General features: G+C 71.1%; 14 protein-coding genes and 1 pseudogene. 10 read left to right on the forward strand and 5 right to left on the reverse strand.

Going from position 1 to position 17,403, the window contains the following annotated elements; translation table 11 throughout:
• Positions 1-14 precede the first annotated feature (14 nt).
• From AB0D34_RS22700 to AB0D34_RS22720, 5 genes are all read left to right on the forward strand, one after another.
• Complete coding sequence (locus tag AB0D34_RS22700; RefSeq protein ID WP_362664077.1) at positions 15-2,054, forward strand: bifunctional aldolase/short-chain dehydrogenase; 2,040 nt, start codon at positions 15-17, stop codon at positions 2,052-2,054.
• On the forward strand, positions 2,051-3,487 hold the full coding sequence (locus AB0D34_RS22705) for a rhamnulokinase family protein (protein ID WP_362664079.1): 1,437 nt from the start codon (positions 2,051-2,053) through the stop codon (positions 3,485-3,487). Before AB0D34_RS22700 ends, AB0D34_RS22705 begins: the two co-directional genes overlap by 4 nt.
• A gap of 71 nt (positions 3,488-3,558) precedes the next feature.
• Positions 3,559-4,314, forward strand: a complete 756-nt coding sequence (locus tag AB0D34_RS22710) for a (Fe-S)-binding protein (RefSeq protein WP_362664081.1) — start codon at positions 3,559-3,561, stop codon at positions 4,312-4,314.
• On the forward strand, positions 4,311-5,789 hold the full coding sequence (locus tag AB0D34_RS22715) for a LutB/LldF family L-lactate oxidation iron-sulfur protein (RefSeq protein WP_362664083.1): 1,479 nt from the start codon (positions 4,311-4,313) through the stop codon (positions 5,787-5,789). The genes AB0D34_RS22710 and AB0D34_RS22715 overlap by 4 nt, the downstream gene beginning before the upstream one ends.
• Positions 5,786-6,442 carry an LUD domain-containing protein gene (locus AB0D34_RS22720; protein WP_362664085.1) on the forward strand — a complete coding sequence of 219 codons (657 nt, stop codon included), beginning with the start codon at positions 5,786-5,788 and terminating at the stop codon, positions 6,440-6,442. Before AB0D34_RS22715 ends, AB0D34_RS22720 begins: the two co-directional genes overlap by 4 nt.
• Here AB0D34_RS22720 and AB0D34_RS22725 read toward each other — a convergent pair.
• From AB0D34_RS22725 to AB0D34_RS22745, 5 genes and pseudogenes are all read right to left on the reverse strand, one after another.
• Positions 6,415-9,444 (reverse strand): family 78 glycoside hydrolase catalytic domain, encoded by a 3,030-nt coding sequence (locus AB0D34_RS22725; RefSeq protein ID WP_362664087.1) that lies wholly within the window; start codon positions 9,442-9,444, stop codon positions 6,415-6,417. The two genes, AB0D34_RS22720 and AB0D34_RS22725, sit on opposite strands and share 28 nt — an antisense overlap.
• 135 nt (positions 9,445-9,579) lie before the next feature.
• On the reverse strand, positions 9,580-10,458 hold the full coding sequence (locus AB0D34_RS22730; RefSeq protein WP_362664088.1) for a hypothetical protein: 879 nt from the start codon (positions 10,456-10,458) through the stop codon (positions 9,580-9,582).
• A gap of 125 nt (positions 10,459-10,583) precedes the next feature.
• Entirely contained in the window at positions 10,584-11,183 is a 600-nt protein-coding gene (locus tag AB0D34_RS22735) for a hypothetical protein (protein ID WP_362664090.1), read from the reverse strand.
• Positions 11,184-11,326: 143 nt separating this feature from the next.
• A pseudogene (locus tag AB0D34_RS22740) lies at positions 11,327-11,521 on the reverse strand (hypothetical protein); the annotation flags it as partial.
• A gap of 45 nt (positions 11,522-11,566) precedes the next feature.
• Entirely contained in the window at positions 11,567-12,211 is a 645-nt protein-coding gene (locus tag AB0D34_RS22745; protein WP_362664092.1) for a hypothetical protein, read from the reverse strand.
• A 141-nt stretch (positions 12,212-12,352) separates the two neighbouring features.
• On the opposite strand from AB0D34_RS22745, the gene AB0D34_RS22750 reads away from it, so the two are divergent.
• The 5 genes from AB0D34_RS22750 (at position 12,353) to AB0D34_RS22770 (ending at position 17,403) form a co-directional block, all read left to right on the forward strand.
• Positions 12,353-13,138, forward strand: a complete 786-nt coding sequence (locus AB0D34_RS22750; RefSeq protein WP_362664094.1) for an ABC transporter ATP-binding protein — start codon at positions 12,353-12,355, stop codon at positions 13,136-13,138.
• 3 nt (positions 13,139-13,141) lie between these two features.
• Positions 13,142-14,452 carry an FtsX-like permease family protein gene (locus AB0D34_RS22755; protein ID WP_362664096.1) on the forward strand — a complete coding sequence of 437 codons (1,311 nt, stop codon included), beginning with the start codon at positions 13,142-13,144 and terminating at the stop codon, positions 14,450-14,452.
• 152 nt (positions 14,453-14,604) lie between these two features.
• On the forward strand, positions 14,605-15,462 hold the full coding sequence (locus tag AB0D34_RS22760; protein ID WP_362664167.1) for a MoxR family ATPase: 858 nt from the start codon (positions 14,605-14,607) through the stop codon (positions 15,460-15,462).
• Complete coding sequence (locus AB0D34_RS22765; protein ID WP_362664098.1) at positions 15,459-16,805, forward strand: VWA domain-containing protein; 1,347 nt, start codon at positions 15,459-15,461, stop codon at positions 16,803-16,805. The genes AB0D34_RS22760 and AB0D34_RS22765 overlap by 4 nt, the downstream gene beginning before the upstream one ends.
• 55 nt (positions 16,806-16,860) lie before the next feature.
• On the forward strand, positions 16,861-17,403 hold the full coding sequence (locus AB0D34_RS22770) for a HEAT repeat domain-containing protein (RefSeq protein WP_362664100.1): 543 nt from the start codon (positions 16,861-16,863) through the stop codon (positions 17,401-17,403).

The raw sequence follows: 17,403 nt of genomic DNA on the forward strand, positions 1-17,403 counted from the left end.
AGGAACCGAACGTCATGGCTACCCATCCCGAAGCCGCCGCCCTTCTCGCCCGGTCCCGTCGGCTTGGCTCCGATCCCCGTAACACCAACTACGCCGGGGGCAACGCGTCCGCCAAGGGCACCTCCGTCGATCCCGTCACCGGCGGGGACGTCGAACTGATGTGGGTCAAGGGGTCCGGTGGTGACCTCGGGACGCTGACCGAGGCCGGGCTCGCCGTGCTGCGGCTCGATCGGATGCGGGCGCTCGTCGACGTGTACCCGGGTGTCGAGCGCGAGGACGAGATGGTCGCTGCGTTCGACTACTGCCTGCACGGGAAGGGGGGGGCCGCTCCTTCCATCGACACCGCCATGCACGGGCTCGTCGAGGCCGCTCACGTCGACCATCTGCACCCCGACTCCGGTATCGCGCTCGCCTGTGCGGCCGACGGGGAGAAGCTGACCGCCGAGTGCTTCGGGGACACCGTCGCCTGGGTGCCGTGGCGCCGGCCCGGGTTCCAGCTCGGGCTGGACATCGCGGCCATCAAGGCGGCCAACCCGCAGGCGATCGGTGTCGTCCTCGGCGGGCACGGGATCACCGCCTGGGGTGACACCGCCGAGGAGTGCGAGCGGAACTCGCTGCACATCATCCGGACCGCCGAGAAGTTCCTGGAGGAGCGCGGCAAGGCCGAGCCCTTCGGGCCCGTCATCGAGGGGTACGGCGCCCTGTCCGAGGCTGAGCGCAGGGAGCGGGCCGCAGCGCTCGCGCCGTACGTCCGCGCCCTGGCCTCCCAGGACAAGCCGCAGGTCGGGCACTTCAACGACTCGGAGCCGGTGCTGGAGTTCCTGGCCCGGGCCGAGCACCCGCGCCTCGCCGCCCTAGGCACCTCCTGCCCCGACCACTTTCTGCGGACCAAGGTGCGGCCGCTCGTCCTCGACCTGCCGCCGACGGCTCCGCTGGAAGAGGCCATCGCGCGGCTCGACGAGCTGCACTCCGAGTACCGCGAGGAGTACGCCGCCTACTACCAGCGGCACGCGCTGCCCGACTCCCCCGCCATGCGCGGCGCCGACCCGGCGATCGTGCTGATCCCGGGTGTCGGCATGTTCTCCTTCGGCAAGGACAAGCAGACCGCCCGGGTCGCGGGTGAGTTCTACGTCAACGCGATCAACGTGATGCGGGGCGCCGAGGCCGTCTCGTCGTACGCGCCCATCGAGGAGTCCGAGAAGTTCCGCATCGAGTACTGGGCGCTGGAGGAGGCGAAGCTCCAGCGGATGCCGAAGCCCAAGCCGCTCGCGACGCGGGTCGCGCTCGTGACGGGGGCCAGCAGCGGCATCGGGAAGGCCATCGCGCAGCGGCTGGTCGCCGAGGGCGCGTGTGTCGTCGTCGCCGACCTCAACGGCGAGAACGCGGCCGCGGTCGCCGAGGAGCTGGGCGGACCCGACAAGGCCGTCGCCGTGACGGTCGACGTCACCTCCGAGGAGCAGATCGCCGAGTCGTTCCGGGCGGCGGTGCTGGCCTTCGGCGGGGTGGACCTCGTGGTCAACAACGCCGGGATCTCCATCTCCAAGCCGCTCCTGGAGACCTCCGCCAAGGACTGGGACCTCCAGCACGACATCATGGCTCGCGGTTCCTTCCTGGTGTCGCGGGAGGCGGCCCGGGTGATGATCGCGCAGAAGCTGGGCGGCGACATCGTCTACATCGCTTCCAAGAACGCCGTGTTCGCCGGTCCCAACAACATCGCCTACTCCGCCACCAAGGCCGACCAGGCCCACCAAGTGCGGCTGTTGGCAGCCGAGTTGGGTGAGCACGGCATCCGCGTCAACGGTGTCAACCCCGATGGCGTGGTGCGCGGGTCCGGCATCTTCGCCGGCGGCTGGGGCGCCAAGCGGGCGGCCGTGTACGGCGTGGAGGAGGAGAAGCTCGGCGAGTTCTACGCCCAGCGGACCATCCTCAAGCGCGAGGTGCTGCCCGAGCACGTGGCCAACGCCGTCTTCGCGCTGACCGGCGGGGAGTTGACCCACACCACCGGTCTGCACGTCCCCGTCGACGCCGGCGTCGCGGCCGCCTTCCTGCGATGAGCGCGTCCGTGAAGTCGTACGCCGCGGTCGACCTCGGTGCGTCCAGCGGACGTGTCATGGTCGGTCGCGTCGGCCCCGACAGCCTGCAACTGACCGAGGCGCACCGGTTCGTGAACCGGCCGGTGCGGGTCCCGGAGGGGCTGCGCTGGGACATCCTCTCGCTCTACGGCGGTGTCCTGGACGGGCTCAAGTCCGCCGGGCAGGTCGACTCCGTGGGCATCGACAGCTGGGCCGTGGACTACGGGCTGCTGGACGCCGACGGGGCGCTGCTGGGCAACCCGGTGCACTACCGGGACTCCCGGACCGAGGGCATCGCGCAGAAGGTGTGGGCGACCGTGCCCGCGCCCGAGCTCTATGCGGCGACCGGCCTGCAGTACGCGCCCTTCAACACGCTGTACCAGCTCGTCGCCGACGGACCCGGCGGCGCACAGCGGCTGTTGATGATCCCCGACCTGCTCACGTACTGGCTCACCGGCGAGCAGGGCACCGAGCTGACCAACGCCTCGACCACCCAGCTGATCGATCCCCGGACGCGCGAGTGGTCGTACGAGATCGCCGAGCGGGTCGGGATCGACCTGGAGCTGTTCGCGCCGCTACGGCAGCCAGGTGATCCGGCGGGGCTGCTGCGGCCCGAGGTGCTGGAGGAGACCGGACTCCGCGGGCCCGTGCCCGTGACGGCCGTCGGGTCGCACGACACCGCCTCCGCGGTGGCCGCCGTGCCCGCGTCCGGCGACCGGTTCGCGTACATCTGCACCGGCACCTGGTCCCTCGCGGGCCTTGAGCTGGACGCGCCGGTGCTGACGGAGGAGAGCCGGGCCGCCAACTTCACCAACGAGCTGGGGCTGGACGGCACGGTCCGGTATCTGCGGAACATCATGGGGCTGTGGCTGCTCCAGGAGTGCGTACGGGCCTGGGGCGACCCCGACCTGGGCGAGCTGCTCCTCGACGCGGCCAAGGTGCCGGCGCTGCGGTCGGTCGTGGACGCGGGAGACGCCATGTTCCTCGCGCCGGGGCGGATGCCGGAGCGGATCGCCGAGGCGTGCCGTGCCTCGGGGCAGCCGGTGCCCGGCACCCCCGCCGAGGTCACGCGCTGCATCCTCGACTCGCTGGCGCTGGCCCACCGCAAGGCCGTCGAGGAGGCGCAGCGACTGGCCGACCACCCCGTGGACGTGGTGTACGTCGTCGGGGGCGGGACGCGCAACGCCCTGCTGTGCCAGCTGACCGCCGACGCCTGCGGGCTGCCGGTGGTGGCGGGGCCGACCGAGGCGGCCGCGCTCGGGAACGTGCTGGTCCAGGCGCGGGCTCACGGGCTCGTGGGTGACCTGGCGGGCGGGCGTGAGCTGCTCACCCGGACCCAGCCGCTCACGCGGTACGAGCCCCAGGGCGACACCGCGCGCTGGCGCGAGGCGCAGGCCCGGCTCGCCCGGGCCTGACCGGGGTCTCGCCCGGATCTCACCCCCGGACTACGCTTCACCCATCCGATGACCGACCACAAGGAGCCGCGATGCGTGTCGCCCTGTTCCTGACCTGTGTCAACGACACGCTCTATCCGGACACCGGGCGCGCTGTGGTGAAACTGCTGACCAGGCTGGGCGTCGAGGTCGACTTCCCGATGTCCCAGACCTGCTGTGGGCAGGCGCACTACAACACCGGCTACCGGCATGAGGCGGAACCGCTGGCCCGGCATTTCTCCGATGTCTTCCGGGACTACGAGGCGATCGTGACGCCGTCCGGGTCCTGCGGGGCGATGGTGCGGGAGCTGTATCCGCGGATGGGTGAGCGGGCCCGGGCCGAGGGGCGCGGGGAGAGCCTCGCGGCCACACTGGCCCCCGTGGTGCCCAAGACGTACGAGCTCACCGAGTTCCTGGTGGACGTGCTGGGGGTGACGGACGTCGGGGCGTACTACCCGCACGCGGTGACCTACCACCCGACCTGTCACGGACTGCGTGGTCTGGGGCTCGGCGACCGTCCTCGGCGGCTGCTCCAGGCGGTCAAGGGGCTGGAGCTCAAGGAGCTTCCGGGTGCCGACGAGTGCTGCGGCTTCGGTGGCACCTTCGCACTGAAGAACGCCGATGTCTCGGCGGCGATGGGCACGGACAAGGTACGCAACGCCGAGTCGACGGGTGCCGAGGTGCTGTGCGCCGCCGACAACTCCTGTCTCATGCACATCGGGGGCACGATGGGACGGCTGGAGTCGGGGATGCGGCCGGTGCACATCGCGGAGATCCTGGCGAGCACGGAAGAGGAGCCGGCCGTATGAGCGGGACGTTCGTGGGGATGCCGGCCTTCCCCAAGGCCGCGCACGAAGCGGTCAACAACAAGACGCTGCGCGGCAATCTGCGCCACGCCACGCACACCATCCGCGCCAAGCGGGCGAACGCCGTCGCCGAGGTCTCCGACTGGGCGGAGCTGCGCGAGGCGGGCAAGCAGATCAAGGACCACACGCTGCGTCATCTCGACCGCTATCTCGTGCAGTTGGAGGAGTCGGTCGTGGCGGCGGGCGGCACCGTCCACTGGGCGGCCGACGCCGACGAGGCCAACGAGATCGTCACCCAACTCGTCAAGATGACCGGCGAGTCGGAGGTCGTGAAGGTCAAGTCGATGGCCACGCAGGAGATCGGGCTCAACGAGGCCCTTCTCGAAGAGGGCATTCACGCCTACGAGACCGATCTCGCCGAGCTGATCGTGCAGTTGGGCAAGGACCGGCCCTCGCACATCCTCGTCCCGGCGATCCACCGCAACCGGGGCGAGATCCGGGACATCTTCGAGCGCGAGATGAGCGAGTGGGGCCGCCCCGCCCCCGAGGGCCTCACCGACACGCCCGCTGAACTGGCGGAGGCGGCCCGGCTGCACCTGCGGGAGAAGTTCCTGCGCGCCAAGGTCGGCGTCTCCGGCGCCAACTTCATGGTCGCCGAGACCGGCACCCTGGTGGTCGTGGAGTCCGAGGGCAACGGACGCATGTGTCTGACCCTGCCGGAGACGCTGATCTCGGTCGTCGGCATCGAGAAGATCGTGCCGACCTGGCAGGACCTGGAGGTCTTCCTCCAGACGCTCCCCCGCTCCTCGACCGCCGAGCGTATGAACCCCTACACCTCCACGTGGACCGGCACCACGGACGAGGACGGCCCGCAGAACTTCCATCTGGTGCTCCTCGACAACGGCCGCTCCGACACCCTCGCCGACGAGGTCGGCCGCCAGGCCCTGCGCTGCATCCGCTGCTCGGCCTGCCTGAATGTCTGCCCGGTGTACGAGCGGGCCGGCGGCCACGCCTACGGCTCGGTCTACCCGGGCCCGATCGGCGCCATCCTCAGCCCCCAGCTCCGGGGCACAGCGAGCGAGATCGACGCCTCGCTGCCGTACGCCTCGACGCTGTGCGGGGCCTGCTACGAGGTCTGCCCGGTCGCCATCGACATCCCCGAGGTGCTGGTGCATCTGCGGGAACGGGTGGTGCAGGGCGGCCCTGTGGTCCGCGAGGGCAACAAGGTCGTCCTCAAGCCCGCCAAGGGGCACGCGGCCGAGAGGGCGGCGATGCGGGCGGCCCGATGGGCGTTCGCCCATCCCGGCGCCCTGCGCACCGGGCAGCGGATGGCCTCACGCACCCGGCGCATCCATCCCCGCTCGCTTCCCGGTCCCGGGAAGGCGTGGAGCGGGACCCGGGATCTGCCCGCCGTCCCCGCGGAACCGTTCCGCGACTGGTGGCAGCGCACCAACGGCGGCAAGGAGGGCGGCAAGTGAGCAGCAGGGACCGGATCCTGGGCCGGGTGCGGCGCGCGCTGGCCGACGCCCCCGGCGAGGACGCCCCGATCGAGCGCGCGTATCTGCGGGAGCACGGGGAGCGCAGTGTCGAGGAGACCGTGGAGCTGCTCGCCGAGAACCTGGCCGACTACCGGGCGATCGTGCACCGCTGCACGGCGGCCGACCTGCCGGCGACGCTCGCCGGGATGCTGGCCGCCCACGGTTCGAGGACGGTGCTCGTGCCGACCGGCCTGGAGCGGGCCTGGCTGGCCGACGCCGACGCCGAGCAGGTCCTGGACCGGATCGAGAGCACCCCGCACGAGCTGGACCGCATCGACAGTGTGGTCACGGCGTGCGCGGTGGCCGTCGCCGAGACCGGCACCATCGTCCTGGACGGCTCCCCCGACCAGGGCCGCCGCCGCATCACCCTCGTCCCCGACCATCACATCTGTGTAGTACGGGTCCCGGACCAGGTGGTCTCCTCCGTCCCGCAGGCTCTCGAACGGCTCGACCCGGTACGCCCGTTGACATGGATCTCCGGTCCGTCGGCGACCAGTGACATCGAGCTGGACCGGGTCGAGGGGGTGCACGGTCCGCGCACCCTGGAGGTGGTGCTGGTGGACGGTCAGGCGAGCGTGGAGGTCAAGTCGTAGCGCCCTGATGGGAGTTCGAAGGACGCGGTGCCGTCCTCGAAGCCCAGGTACTTCACCCCCTTGACGCTGGACAGGGGTGTACGGCTTTCGCGCACCGAGTCCGGGTCACTGGTGGGGATGAGCAGGGTCGCGGTGCTGTTGGCGGGGACCGCGACCCGGTGCGTGAACTCGCCCTCCCGTACCGCCCATTCGCTGACGATCTCACCGTACGGCGACCGGTGGGAACCCCTCACCTGTGTGATCCGGCCCGTGGGGTCGAGGTGCGGGCGCAGGAAGAAGTGCCTGAAGCCAGGGTGGGCCGGGTCCTTGGCGATGCCGGCCATGCTCTCGTACATCCACTCCATGATCGCGCCGTAGGCGTAGTGGTTGAACGAGTTCATCTCGACCGGTCCGAAACCGTCCTCCTTCGAGTAGGAGTTCCAGCGCTCCCAGACGGTCGTCGCACCGTTCTTCACCGAGTACAGCCAGGACGGCATGGCGCCCTGGTGCAACACCTCGTACGCCAGCTCCACCTTGCCCTCGTCGGTGAGGACGGGTGCCAGGACGTTCACGCCGAGGAAGCCGACCGAGAGGGTGTTCTCCGCGTGTCCGACGCGGGTGCTGTCGGGGTGGGCGGCCTTGTAGGCGGCGCAGTTGCCGATGTTCTGGACGAGGAGCTCGACTACGGCGCGCCGCTGGACCTCGGTGTCGTACAGGCCGAGTTTGAGGACCCAGAGCAGAGCGGTCTGGCTGTCGTCCTCGGTCCGGGTGGGGCTGCCTCCCGGGGTCCAGGGCGGCGGGGAACCGAGGCTGGAACGCACGGTGAGGCGGCCGCCCTCGGTGCTGAGGTACCTGGTGACGAACGCCCGTTTGATGTGGTCGAAGAGCTTGTCGTAGGCGTGGGCCTCGGCGGTCCGGCCGGTGGCGCGGGCCATGGCGGCCATGAGGCGGGCGCTGTAGGCGTAGTAGGCGTCGCTGATGAGCTGGGTGCTGGTGACCTGGAAGGCCAGCCAGTCGCCGAAGATCGCGCCCTGACCGGCGTAGGTGTCGCCGGTGCGCGCGTGGATCCAGTCCATGTAGGCCGTCATGGCGTCCCAGCTGCGGTCCACGATGGTGGTGTCGCCGCTCATCTGCCACACCGTCCAGGGGACGACGACCCCGCAGTCCGCCCAACCGCTCGCCGGAACCGGCTCGTTGTAGCGGGCGCCGGGCGCGATCCAGGTGAACTGGGCGCCGTCCGCGCCGTAGGTGCGCTGGGAGTCGATCAGGATGTCCTGGAAGTGGCTGAGGAAGGCGACCGCGTCGGTGTTGTAGAGGCCGGTCTGGGAGAAGAGCTGGGTGTCTCCGGTCCAGCCGCAGCGTTCGTCGCGTTGCGGGCAGTCGGTGGGCACCCATAGGTAGTTGCCGCGCTGGCCCCAACGGACGTTGCTGATCAGTTGGTTGACGTCCGGGTCGTCGGTGGTGAGGTCGCCGATGTCGTGGAGGGCGGAGGTGGCGACCCTGCCGGTCAGGTCGGTGAGGGTGACGGTGGCGGTCGCGGTGACGGAGAGGTGGCGGAAGCCGTAGAAGGTCAGGGAGTCCTGGTGGGTCTCGCCCGCCGGGTCGCCCTTGAGGATGTAGGTGCTGGTGGCCTTCGCCGTGCGGAGGTTGGCCCGGTAGACGGAGCCCTCGGGGCCGTCGGCGCCCGCGCTCCTGTCGTTGAGCATCTCCCCCGGCCTGAAGGCGACTTCGGCGCCCGCCGGGCCGTGGAGGGTGTAGCGGGGAACACCGACCATGTTCTGGCCCAGGTCGATCACGGCGGTGTCGCCGGGGTGCAGGGTGACGGCGGCGGTGGCCGCCTCGGTGGGACCGGTGATCGTCCGGGCGGGGTCGACCACGAAGTCGCTGCCGCCGGTGTAGACGGTGATCGACTGTGGCCTGCGGTCCCAGTGGGGCATCAGGCGGGCCGACTCGCCCGGGTAGGCGACCAGTCGGGACTCGGGGAAACGGGTGGTGAAGTCGTGCTCCTCGACACCGGTCCAGGCGGAGGCGTCGAAGCCGTTGGCCGCCCAACCGGGCAGTTCCGCACGGGCGTCGTACGTCTGCCCGTCGTAGATGTCGTCGGCGCGGTAGGGGCCGGTGTCCGTGGCCCGCCAGTCGTCGCCGGGCGCTGTCACGACGGTCCGGGTCGAGCCGTCGTCATGGCGGATCAGCAGCTTGGCCTTGAGAGCGAGGCGGTTGCCGTCCTGCGAGTAGTAGGCGCTGTTCTCGGAGACGCGGCTGTTGTACCAGCCGTTGCCCAGTACGGCCGCGAGGGTGACCTGCCGCTCCCCCGCCAGCAGACCGGTCACGTCGTAGGCGAAGTAACTGACGGTGGCGTCGTAGTTGGTCCAGCCGGGGGCGAGGAGTTCGTGGGTGGTGCGGCCGTCCTGGGGCACGGTCACGCGGCAGCCGTTGACATAGGCGTCGTACACGCCGAGCGCGGAGACGTAGAGCCGGGCCTCGCGTACGGGTGCGTGCGCGAGCTCCGCCTGCCTCCGGAGCAAGGGCGCACCGGGGCTGTTCGCCGCCTTGCCCGCCATGGTGATCCAGCGGGCGCCGTCCCAGCCGGTGATGCCGTCGGTGCTGAGCAGTCCGGTCTCGAAGCGGGCCGTGGGGGCTTCGGGGACCTCGCGGCCGTTCTCGTCCCAGACCCGGACCGTCCAGTGGTAACGCGTCGAGGCGCGCAGTTCCGGGCCCTCGTAGCGGACCGCGACCGAGTCCGCCGAGTCGACGCGGCCGCTGTCCCAGACGTCCGCGTGGCCGTCCGCGAGGCGGTCGGGGGTGGTGGCGACGAGGACGCGGTAGGCCGTCTGGCGGCGGCCGCGGACCCGGGACGCGGTACGCCAGCCGAATCTCGGGCGGACCTCGTCCACGCCCAGCGGATTGGTGCGGTGCTCCACGGTGAGGCCCTCGACGGCGGTGCGGTCGGCGGCCGGCGCGGTCCCCGGAACCGTCCCGCGACGCACCGGCCCGCCGTTCGTGCTGTCGACTCCGTCGGTCATGCCGTGTCCCTTCGGCTGCTCGGAGTTGTATCGATTCAGTTCATCGGCCGTTGAAGCTAAGTGACGAATGGGGCGGGTGTCCACCGTCTGGGCCGACGCAAGGGATTGAAACCGTTCAGAATCGGAACCACCCCTTCACCGAGCGCTACGGTGGGTCATGTCCCGCCTCAGAATGCCGAACGCCCAGCGTTCGTTGAAGCCGGCCACGAAGCCGATGGCGCACCAGAAACCCCAGAACTCGGTGCCCGTCACCGGCGGGCTCGGCTGTCCTGCGGAGGCACATACCTCCGACGCCGTCGTCGGGATCTCCATGACCGGCACGATGCCGCCGCTGAGGACCAGATAGACGGCGATCGCCAGGATCCAGCCGACGATGACCCGGTAGACGCCCTCGTGGCGCATACGACGGGCGAGTTGGCGGGCCGGTTCCTGGATGCCTCCCGGGCCCGTGGCCTGGCGGCAGGTCAGTTCCTCGACGCTGAGGCGCAGTCGGACCAGGACGCTGAGGACCGCTCCCAGGGCCCCCACCCCGCCCGCGGCGAACACACCGAGCAGGCCCCAGCGGTTGCCGCAGTCGAGGGTGACGCCCAGGAGGTGCAGGGCGGGCAGGCCGGCCAGGAGCGGCACGGCCAGCAGCAGGACTCCGGCGAGGGCGCCCAGGCCCAGGCCGATGTTGAGCCCGCGGCCGACCGCGGTGACCCGGTCCTGGTCCAGCCAGGCGTGCACGTCCGCGAGTTCCTGGTCGAGGTAGGCGCGCACGTAGTCACCGGACTGCGGGCCGTTGTCGTCCAGGACATTGCGCAGGGCCCTGGTCAGGGTCTGCTGGACGGCCTGGCGGGTCGCCCGGTCGAACGCGCACTGTGCGGTGCCGAGCGCTCGCTCCATGCCCAGGTGCTGCGCGGGATACGCCTCGCAGAAGGCCTTGTAGGCCACCTCGTCGTCGGGCCGCCGTACGAGATCGGCGAGCCGCTTGGGCCGCCGCTCGATCTCCGCCCCGCCGAACGTCTCTCTCACTTGACGCCACCACCGGCGGCGTCCCCCGTTGTTGTCCCCCATGAACCGGGTGTACCGGGCGTGGCGGGCACCGTGAAGGCCCGGCACCGCACCAGTACGGTCACCGACGTCACGGAGGCGAAACATCAGCAGTAGACGATCGGGCAGCCGCGCCGCAGGGAGTGCTGTGCGGCGCGCAGGAACAGCGCCACGTAGAAGGCCGCGTCCAGGTCCTCGCCCCACGGTCCGGGCCGGGCGGCGGCGGTGTCCTTCGCCGGGCCCTCCAGGAACCACATGGTCAGGTCGAGGTTGTCGCAGGCCGCCGGTATCTCGTCCACCGGCAGCGCGACGGCCCCCGCCAGGCGTTCCGCCAGGGCGAGCACCTGAGGCGCTCCGGCCACCATCGTCGTGTCGGTGTACGAGGTGGGGACCGACAGCCAGATCTCCTCGTCGAGGGAGATCGGCACCAGCACGGACCAGCCGCAGAGCACCTCGTACTCCTTGGGCGACAGGTGCGTCCGGCACAGCGCCTCGAACCCGTCCATGGGAGGGACGAGCTTCTCCTCGAACGACAGCCCCGCCCCGCGCACCAGCCGCTCCGGTCTCTCCGGCACGGACTCGTACGGCGGCAGGCCGCGCCGGCTCAGCTCCTCGCCGAGCGCCGAGGCGAGGGCGCCCCTGCCGCCTTCGTCCTCGTCCTCGTCGAACCACTCCCGCGCCCCGACGCTCACCAGATAGATCCCCATGCCTCGAAACGTACAGCGCCCCACTGACAACGCCGCGTCGGAGGCAATCGCCGCCAACTGTCGGCCTGTTCAGGAGCGGCTCACGACCGGGACCTCGTAGTCGGCGTTCTGGAGGCGCCTCTCGTCGGCCGGCAACAGGCCGAAGTCGCGGAGAGGCCGTAGCCGGGCAGGAGCAGGCGGAACGTCGCCAGGGACGGGATCGTGCAGAGGATCGCCCCGTCGACGAGGACGGGTCCGGCCGCCCAGCCCCAGCGGCGGGCGAGCACCGCGAGGGGCAGGGCGGTCCACTCGCGTCGCGCGAGGCGGCCGTGCGGGGCGCGGTCACGCGTCCATCGCACCCGGCGGTTCGCGGCGGCTGCGCCTTGGGCCTGGCCGTCCGAGGGTCAGGAGTCTTTCAACAGCAGCGTGGGGAGCGTTTCCTCCAGGATCTGCCGACGGGGCAGCGAGAGGCCGAAGTGATCCTGGAGGACCTTCAGGCAGGCCCGGTGCACGAGGCGGTCGTCGAGGTCGTCGTCGGGCAGTCCGGCAGCGGTGAGCCGCTCGTGCACGGCGGCGACCGTCTCGGGGTCGCCCTCGGGGCTGCCGTTTCCCCAACTGCCGTCCAGGTGCAGGTTGAACGTGCACATCAGTCGCTCGTCGTACCGGTAGGCGAAGGACGGGGGCACCGGCTTGCCGTTCTCCTCCTCGAACTCCAGGTGGAAGACGTGCAGTTCACCGCGGTCGATGGCGGGGGTGGGGCCGAACTCCGCCTGCCAGCCGCCGTACTTGATCACATACGACCACTCCCCCAGCTCTCCGTGGCGCAGGGCGATCTCCTGGTGGCCGTATTCGAAGACGCCTTCCAGTACGTCCTGCACCTGGCGGCCGGTGAGTTCGCCCAGGGAGCGGGTTCTGGTTCTCCCGCGGAAGGCGGTGGCGGCCACCCGCCGCGCCAGGGACTCCGATTCGAGGTCGCGCGCCATCACGATGCTGTAGCCGCCCCAGGCGATGGACTCCGGTTCGGCGAGCCAGGCTATTCCGTCGGTCATGGTGATCAAGCCTGCCGTATCCGCCAGTGGGTGTCACTGAGTACACCCCTGAAGACGGGTTCTGCGCCCAATGTGCCCGGCCCGCCGTCTCCGTAGGTTCTTCAGCGAGGCACACGGAGTGCCGGACGAAGGGGGACGACGATGTTTCGCACAGGCTCACGACGTACGCACGACACGGGACCCGCCGCCGAGGCGCTGCGGCTGGTCAAGGTCAGCAAGACGTACGGCACGGACGACAGTGCCGTGACCGCGCTGGACGGGATCACGCTGAGCCTGGGCCGGGGCACCTTCACCGCCGTCATGGGGCCTTCGGGGTCCGGGAAGTCCACGTTGCTGCAGTGCGCGGCCGGTCTCGACCGGCCGGACAGCGGGATCGTACGGGTGGACGGTACGGAGTTGACGGGTGGCGGCGAGGCCGAGCTGACGCGGTTCCGGCGCGGCCGGGTCGGCTTCGTGTTCCAGCAGTACAACCTGCTGGAGACGCTGACGGTCGCGCAGAACACGGTGCTGCCGCTGAAGCTCGCGGGTCGCAAGGTGAACCGGCGGCGGGCCCGGGAGGTCCTCACCTCCGTGGGGCTCGGTGACCGCCTCGGTCACCGGCCCGACCAGCTCTCCGGCGGGCAGCGGCAGCGCGTGGCGATCGCCCGGGCGCTCGTCACCGACCCCCGGGTGATCTTCGCGGACGAGCCGACCGGCGCCCTGGACACCCGCAGCGCGCGGGACGTGCTGCTGCTGCTCCAGGAGGCGGTGCGGGTGCACGGTCGGACCGTGGTGATGGTGACCCACGATCCGGTCGCCGCCTCCTACGCCGACTCCGTGCTGTTCCTCGCGGACGGCCGGCTCGCGGGCCGGATGGACGCGCCGACACCGGACGCGGTGGCCGAGCGCCTCGCACACCTGGCTGACGACGTGACGGTGGGGGTGTGAGCGATGTTCATGCTGGCGATGCGGTCGATACGGCAACGACCCGGACGGTTCCTCGCGACCCTGCTGGCCGCCTTCCTGGGCGCGGGGATCATCATGACGTTCAACTCGCTGTACGACACGGCGGGACAGCCCGGTGTCGACACGGTGAGCTCGGAGACCCTGACCACCTCGGCGAGTGTCGTCGGCGGTTACGGCACCCTCCTGGTGTTCTTCGCCGTGGCGTCGACGCTGACGGTCAACGTCCGCCAGCGGGCGGGCGAGTTGGAGCTGCTGCGGTGCTCCGGGGCGACTCCGGGGCAGATCAGGCGGATGGTCGTGGGTGAGGCGGTGGCGGTCGCTCTGATCGGTGCCGTGCTGGCGATCGGTCCGGCGATGCTCGGCGGGCAGGCGCTGCTGGGCGCCTTCCAGGACAGCGGCCAGGTCGCGGCGAACGTCGAACACTCCTTCGGTCCCGTGGCGCTGCTGTCGGGTGTCGACATCACGCTGGTGGCCGCCGCGGGCGCCGCGTTCCTCGCCGTGCGACGGGCCACCCGCACGCGTCGGCCACGGGGCCGGGCGCGGACGTTCCTCGCGTACGGCGCTCTCGGCACCGGTGCCTTGTCGGCCACCTCCACGTTCGCCTTCTCGGCGTCGGACGAGGCGCTCATGGCAGCGCCGGCGTACGGGGCGATCCTGCTGTCCGTGGGGTTCGCACTGCTCGCGCCCCGGCTGCTGAAGGGCGTCCTGGACCGGCTGCCGCTGACCGGCGCGAGCGGCTGGCTGGCCGTGCGGAACCTGCGTCGACGGGCGGATCATCTGGCCGGGGTCCTGATGTCTCTGGTGCTGTTCACGGCGGTGTCCGTCGCCACGCTGTACATGCAGGGCGTGGAGAGTGACGCCATGGACGCCTCGGGCGCGGTGCGGACGGTCGAGGCGAAGAACCTGCAGACACTGAACCTCACGGTCGTCGGCATCATCGTGGTGTTCGTCTGCGTGATGCTGGTCAACTCGCTGTACGCGGCGACGACGTACCGCAGCCGGGAGTTCGGGCAGCAGCGCCTCGCCGGGGCGACGCCGGGGCAGGTGCTGGGCACGGTGGGCGCGGAGTCGCTGATCCTCACGGCCGTCGGGCTCTTCTTCGGCACGCTGGCCGCGCTGGCGGGGATCATTCCGTTCACCGTCGTCCGCACCGACTCGGTACTGCCCCACCAGGGTCTCGGTATCTGGCTGGCGATGGTGTCCATCGCGGCGGCGACGACGGTCGGGACCACTGTGGCCACCGCCCGCAGGGTACTGCGCGCTCCGGCGGTGGAGGCGGTGGGTCTGGCGGCGTGAAGGGCGGCGGTCGGTCCAGGGGCGTCACTTCGGTGACGCCCCTTCCTCCTGCCCGTCGGCCGCGTCCACTGGGCTTCGACCACGTGACAGAAGAGGTGAACAAGCGCTTAGATAGTTGGAAACGAGTTCGCACCGCGCTGGAGGCCCCGTTGCTGTTCACATCCGTCGACGACGTCTCCGTGCGCCTCGCCGAGACCGGCTACCTCGCCTCCCCCGCGGTCGCCACGACCGTCTTCCTCGCCGACCGCCTCGGCAAGCCGCTCCTGGTCGAGGGCCCCGCCGGGGTCGGCAAGACGGAACTGGCCAAGGCGGTGGCCGAGGTGGCGCAGGCGCAGCTGGTGCGGCTGCAGTGCTACGAGGGCGTGGACGAGTCCCGGGCGCTGTACGAGTGGAACCACGCCAAGCAGCTGCTGCGGATCAGCGCCGGCCGGGACGAGACCTGGGACGAGGCCCGCACGGACATCTTCAGCGAGGAGTTCCTGCTCTCCCGGCCCCTGCTGACGGCGATCCGCGGCGACGAGCCCAAGGTGCTGCTGATCGACGAGACCGACAAGGCAGACGTGGAGGTCGAGGGGCTGCTCCTGGAGGTCCTGAGCGACTTCCAGGTCACGGTCCCCGAACTGGGCACGATCACCGCGTCCCGCCGCCCCTTCGTCGTCCTCACCTCCAACGCCAGCCGTGAGCTGTCGGAGGCCCTGCGCCGCCGCTGCCTGTTCCTGCACATCGGGTTCCCGGAGGAGGAGCTGGAGCGGCGGATCGTACGGCTGAAGGTGCCGGGCCTCGACGAGACGCTGGCGAAGTCCGTGGTCCGGGTCGTGGGGGCGCTCAGGGCGATGGACCTGCGCAAGGTGCCCTCGGTCGCGGAGACCATCGACTGGGCGCGCACGCTCCTCGCGCTCGGCGCGGACCACCTCGACGAGACGGTCGTACGGGACAGCCTGGGCGTACTGCTCAAGCACCAGGACGACATCCTCAAGGCCGGGGCCAAGCTCGATCTGGACGCGGTGTGAGCACCGCCGACCGGCTGACCTCCCTGGTCGGCGCCCTGCGCGCGCACGGGGTGCGGATCGGGACCGGCGAGACCGTGGACGCGGGGCGGGCGGTCGAGGCGCTGGGGTTCGCGGACCGCGAGCTGTTGCGGGAGGGTCTTGCGGCGACGCTGCTGCACGGACCGGCCCAGCGCAAGGTGTTCGACCCGGTCTTCGACCTGTATTTCCCACGGGGCGTCGGCGCGCCCGGCGGCGAACCCGCGGACCGGGAGGATCTGCGCGAGCGGCTCGCCCAGGCTCTCGCCGCGAACGACGAGACCCTGATGGCACGCCTCGCGACGGAGGCGGTCGACGGGTTCGGCGGATACGGCAACTCCCCCTCCTCGGACGGCTGGTCGTCGTACCAGACCCTCGACCGGCTGCGCCCGCAGACCCTGCTCGCGCGCGTCCGCGACGATGTGCGGGGGCAGCAGGGCATGTCGGGGTTCACCGACCGGTTGCTGGAGGACGAGATCCGGCGGCGCATCGAGGCGTTCCGTGCGCTGGTGGCGGCGGAGGCCCGGCGGCGGGTCGCCGAGCGGCGGGGTACGGACGAGATCGCGCGACGGGCGGTGGCCCCGACGACCGACCGGGTCGACTTCCTGTTCGCGGGCAAGGACCGGCTGGCCGAACTGCGGCGCACGGTCCAGCCGTTGGCCCGCAAGCTCGCCACCAGGCTCGCGGCGCGTCGCCGTCGTGCCGCGCGGGGCAGTATCGATCTACGGCGGACTCTGCGCGGTTCCCTGTCGACGGGCGGGGTGCCGATGAAGCCGGTACTGCGGCGGCGCAGGCCGGCCCGTCCCGAACTGGTGCTGCTGTGCGATGTGTCGGGCTCGGTGTCGGGGTTCTCCGACTTCACGATGCTGCTGGTGCAGGCGCTGCACGACCAGTTCAGCAAGGTGCGGGTGTTCGCCTTCGTCAACCGGCTCGACGAGGTCACCCGGCTCCTCGAACACGGCGCCGCCGACGCGGAGGGACTCAGCGCCCGCATCCGGGCCGAGGCCACCCTCACGGGCTGGCACGGCAGCAGCGACTACGGCGTGGCACTGGGCGAGTTCGCGTCGCGGTACGGCGACGCGCTGAGCCCGCGCACCACGGTGTTCGTGCTCGGTGACGCCCGCACCAACATGAGCGACCCGAACCTGTCCGCCGTACGGGAGATCACCGAACGGGCGCGTCGTGTCTACTGGTTGAACCCCGAGGCGCGGGCGCAGTGGGGCACGGGGGACTCGGCGGCGTACGAGTACGCCGAGCTGGTGGAGATGCACGAGTGCCGCAACGTCCGGCAGCTCAGCGCGCTCGTGGGACGGCTGCTGCCGATCTGAGCGGGTCGCCGAAACCCCTTTGCCGGGCCCGGCGTTGCGGTTCGACACTGAGGTCATGCTCGGATTCGTCAGGACCGACAACGAAGCCCTCGTCTCCTGCCTGGGCGACCCGCAGCGAGCCGTCGCGGCCTACCACGAGCTGCTCAGGCGCGACGCGGCCGCGCTGACCGCCGTCCGTGCCGGCCTGCGAGACGCGAACGCGGCCGTCCGCGAGGGCTGTTGCCGTCTCCTCGACCACCTGGTCGACACCGAGTCCATGGGCGAGCTCACCGCCATGGCCGACGACCCGGACGCCCGGGTCCGGATCGCCGCGTTCCACGCGCTCGCCTGCGACCGGTGCAAGGGCGACACCTGTGCGCCGGGCGCGGAGCAGGTCCTCGAACCCGCGCTGCGGCATCTGGCCGGCGATCCCGATCCGCGGGTGCGGATGAGGGCCGCGGAACTGGTCGGCAAGTTCGCCCACACCGACGGCCGTGCCGTCGCCGCCCTGGAGGCCAGTCGCGCCGGGGACCCGAGCCCGGCGGTCCGGAAGAAGGCGGGCTGGTACGCGCCCGGCGGGAGCATCCACCGGCGGACCGCCCCACGCCCCCTCCGCTGA

It is taken from the genome of Streptomyces sp. NPDC048420 (assembly GCF_040651535.1).
Taxonomy (GTDB): Bacteria; Actinomycetota; Actinomycetes; order Streptomycetales; family Streptomycetaceae; genus Streptomyces.

Coding starts and splice junctions, on each gene's coding strand:
- AB0D34_RS22700 (WP_362664077.1), top strand. CDS start 15: ATGGCTACCCATCCCGAAGCCGCCGCCCTTCTCGCCCGGTCCCGTCGG.
- AB0D34_RS22705 (WP_362664079.1), top strand. CDS start 2,051: ATGAGCGCGTCCGTGAAGTCGTACGCCGCGGTCGACCTCGGTGCGTCC.
- AB0D34_RS22710 (WP_362664081.1), top strand. CDS start 3,559: ATGCGTGTCGCCCTGTTCCTGACCTGTGTCAACGACACGCTCTATCCG.
- AB0D34_RS22715 (WP_362664083.1), top strand. CDS start 4,311: ATGAGCGGGACGTTCGTGGGGATGCCGGCCTTCCCCAAGGCCGCGCAC.
- AB0D34_RS22725 (WP_362664087.1), bottom strand. CDS start 9,444: ATGACCGACGGAGTCGACAGCACGAACGGCGGGCCGGTGCGTCGCGGG.
- AB0D34_RS22735 (WP_362664090.1), bottom strand. CDS start 11,183: ATGGGGATCTATCTGGTGAGCGTCGGGGCGCGGGAGTGGTTCGACGAG.
- AB0D34_RS22745 (WP_362664092.1), bottom strand. CDS start 12,211: ATGACCGACGGAATAGCCTGGCTCGCCGAACCGGAGTCCATCGCCTGG.
- AB0D34_RS22750 (WP_362664094.1), top strand. CDS start 12,353: ATGTTTCGCACAGGCTCACGACGTACGCACGACACGGGACCCGCCGCC.
- AB0D34_RS22755 (WP_362664096.1), top strand. CDS start 13,142: ATGTTCATGCTGGCGATGCGGTCGATACGGCAACGACCCGGACGGTTC.
- AB0D34_RS22770 (WP_362664100.1), top strand. CDS start 16,861: ATGCTCGGATTCGTCAGGACCGACAACGAAGCCCTCGTCTCCTGCCTG.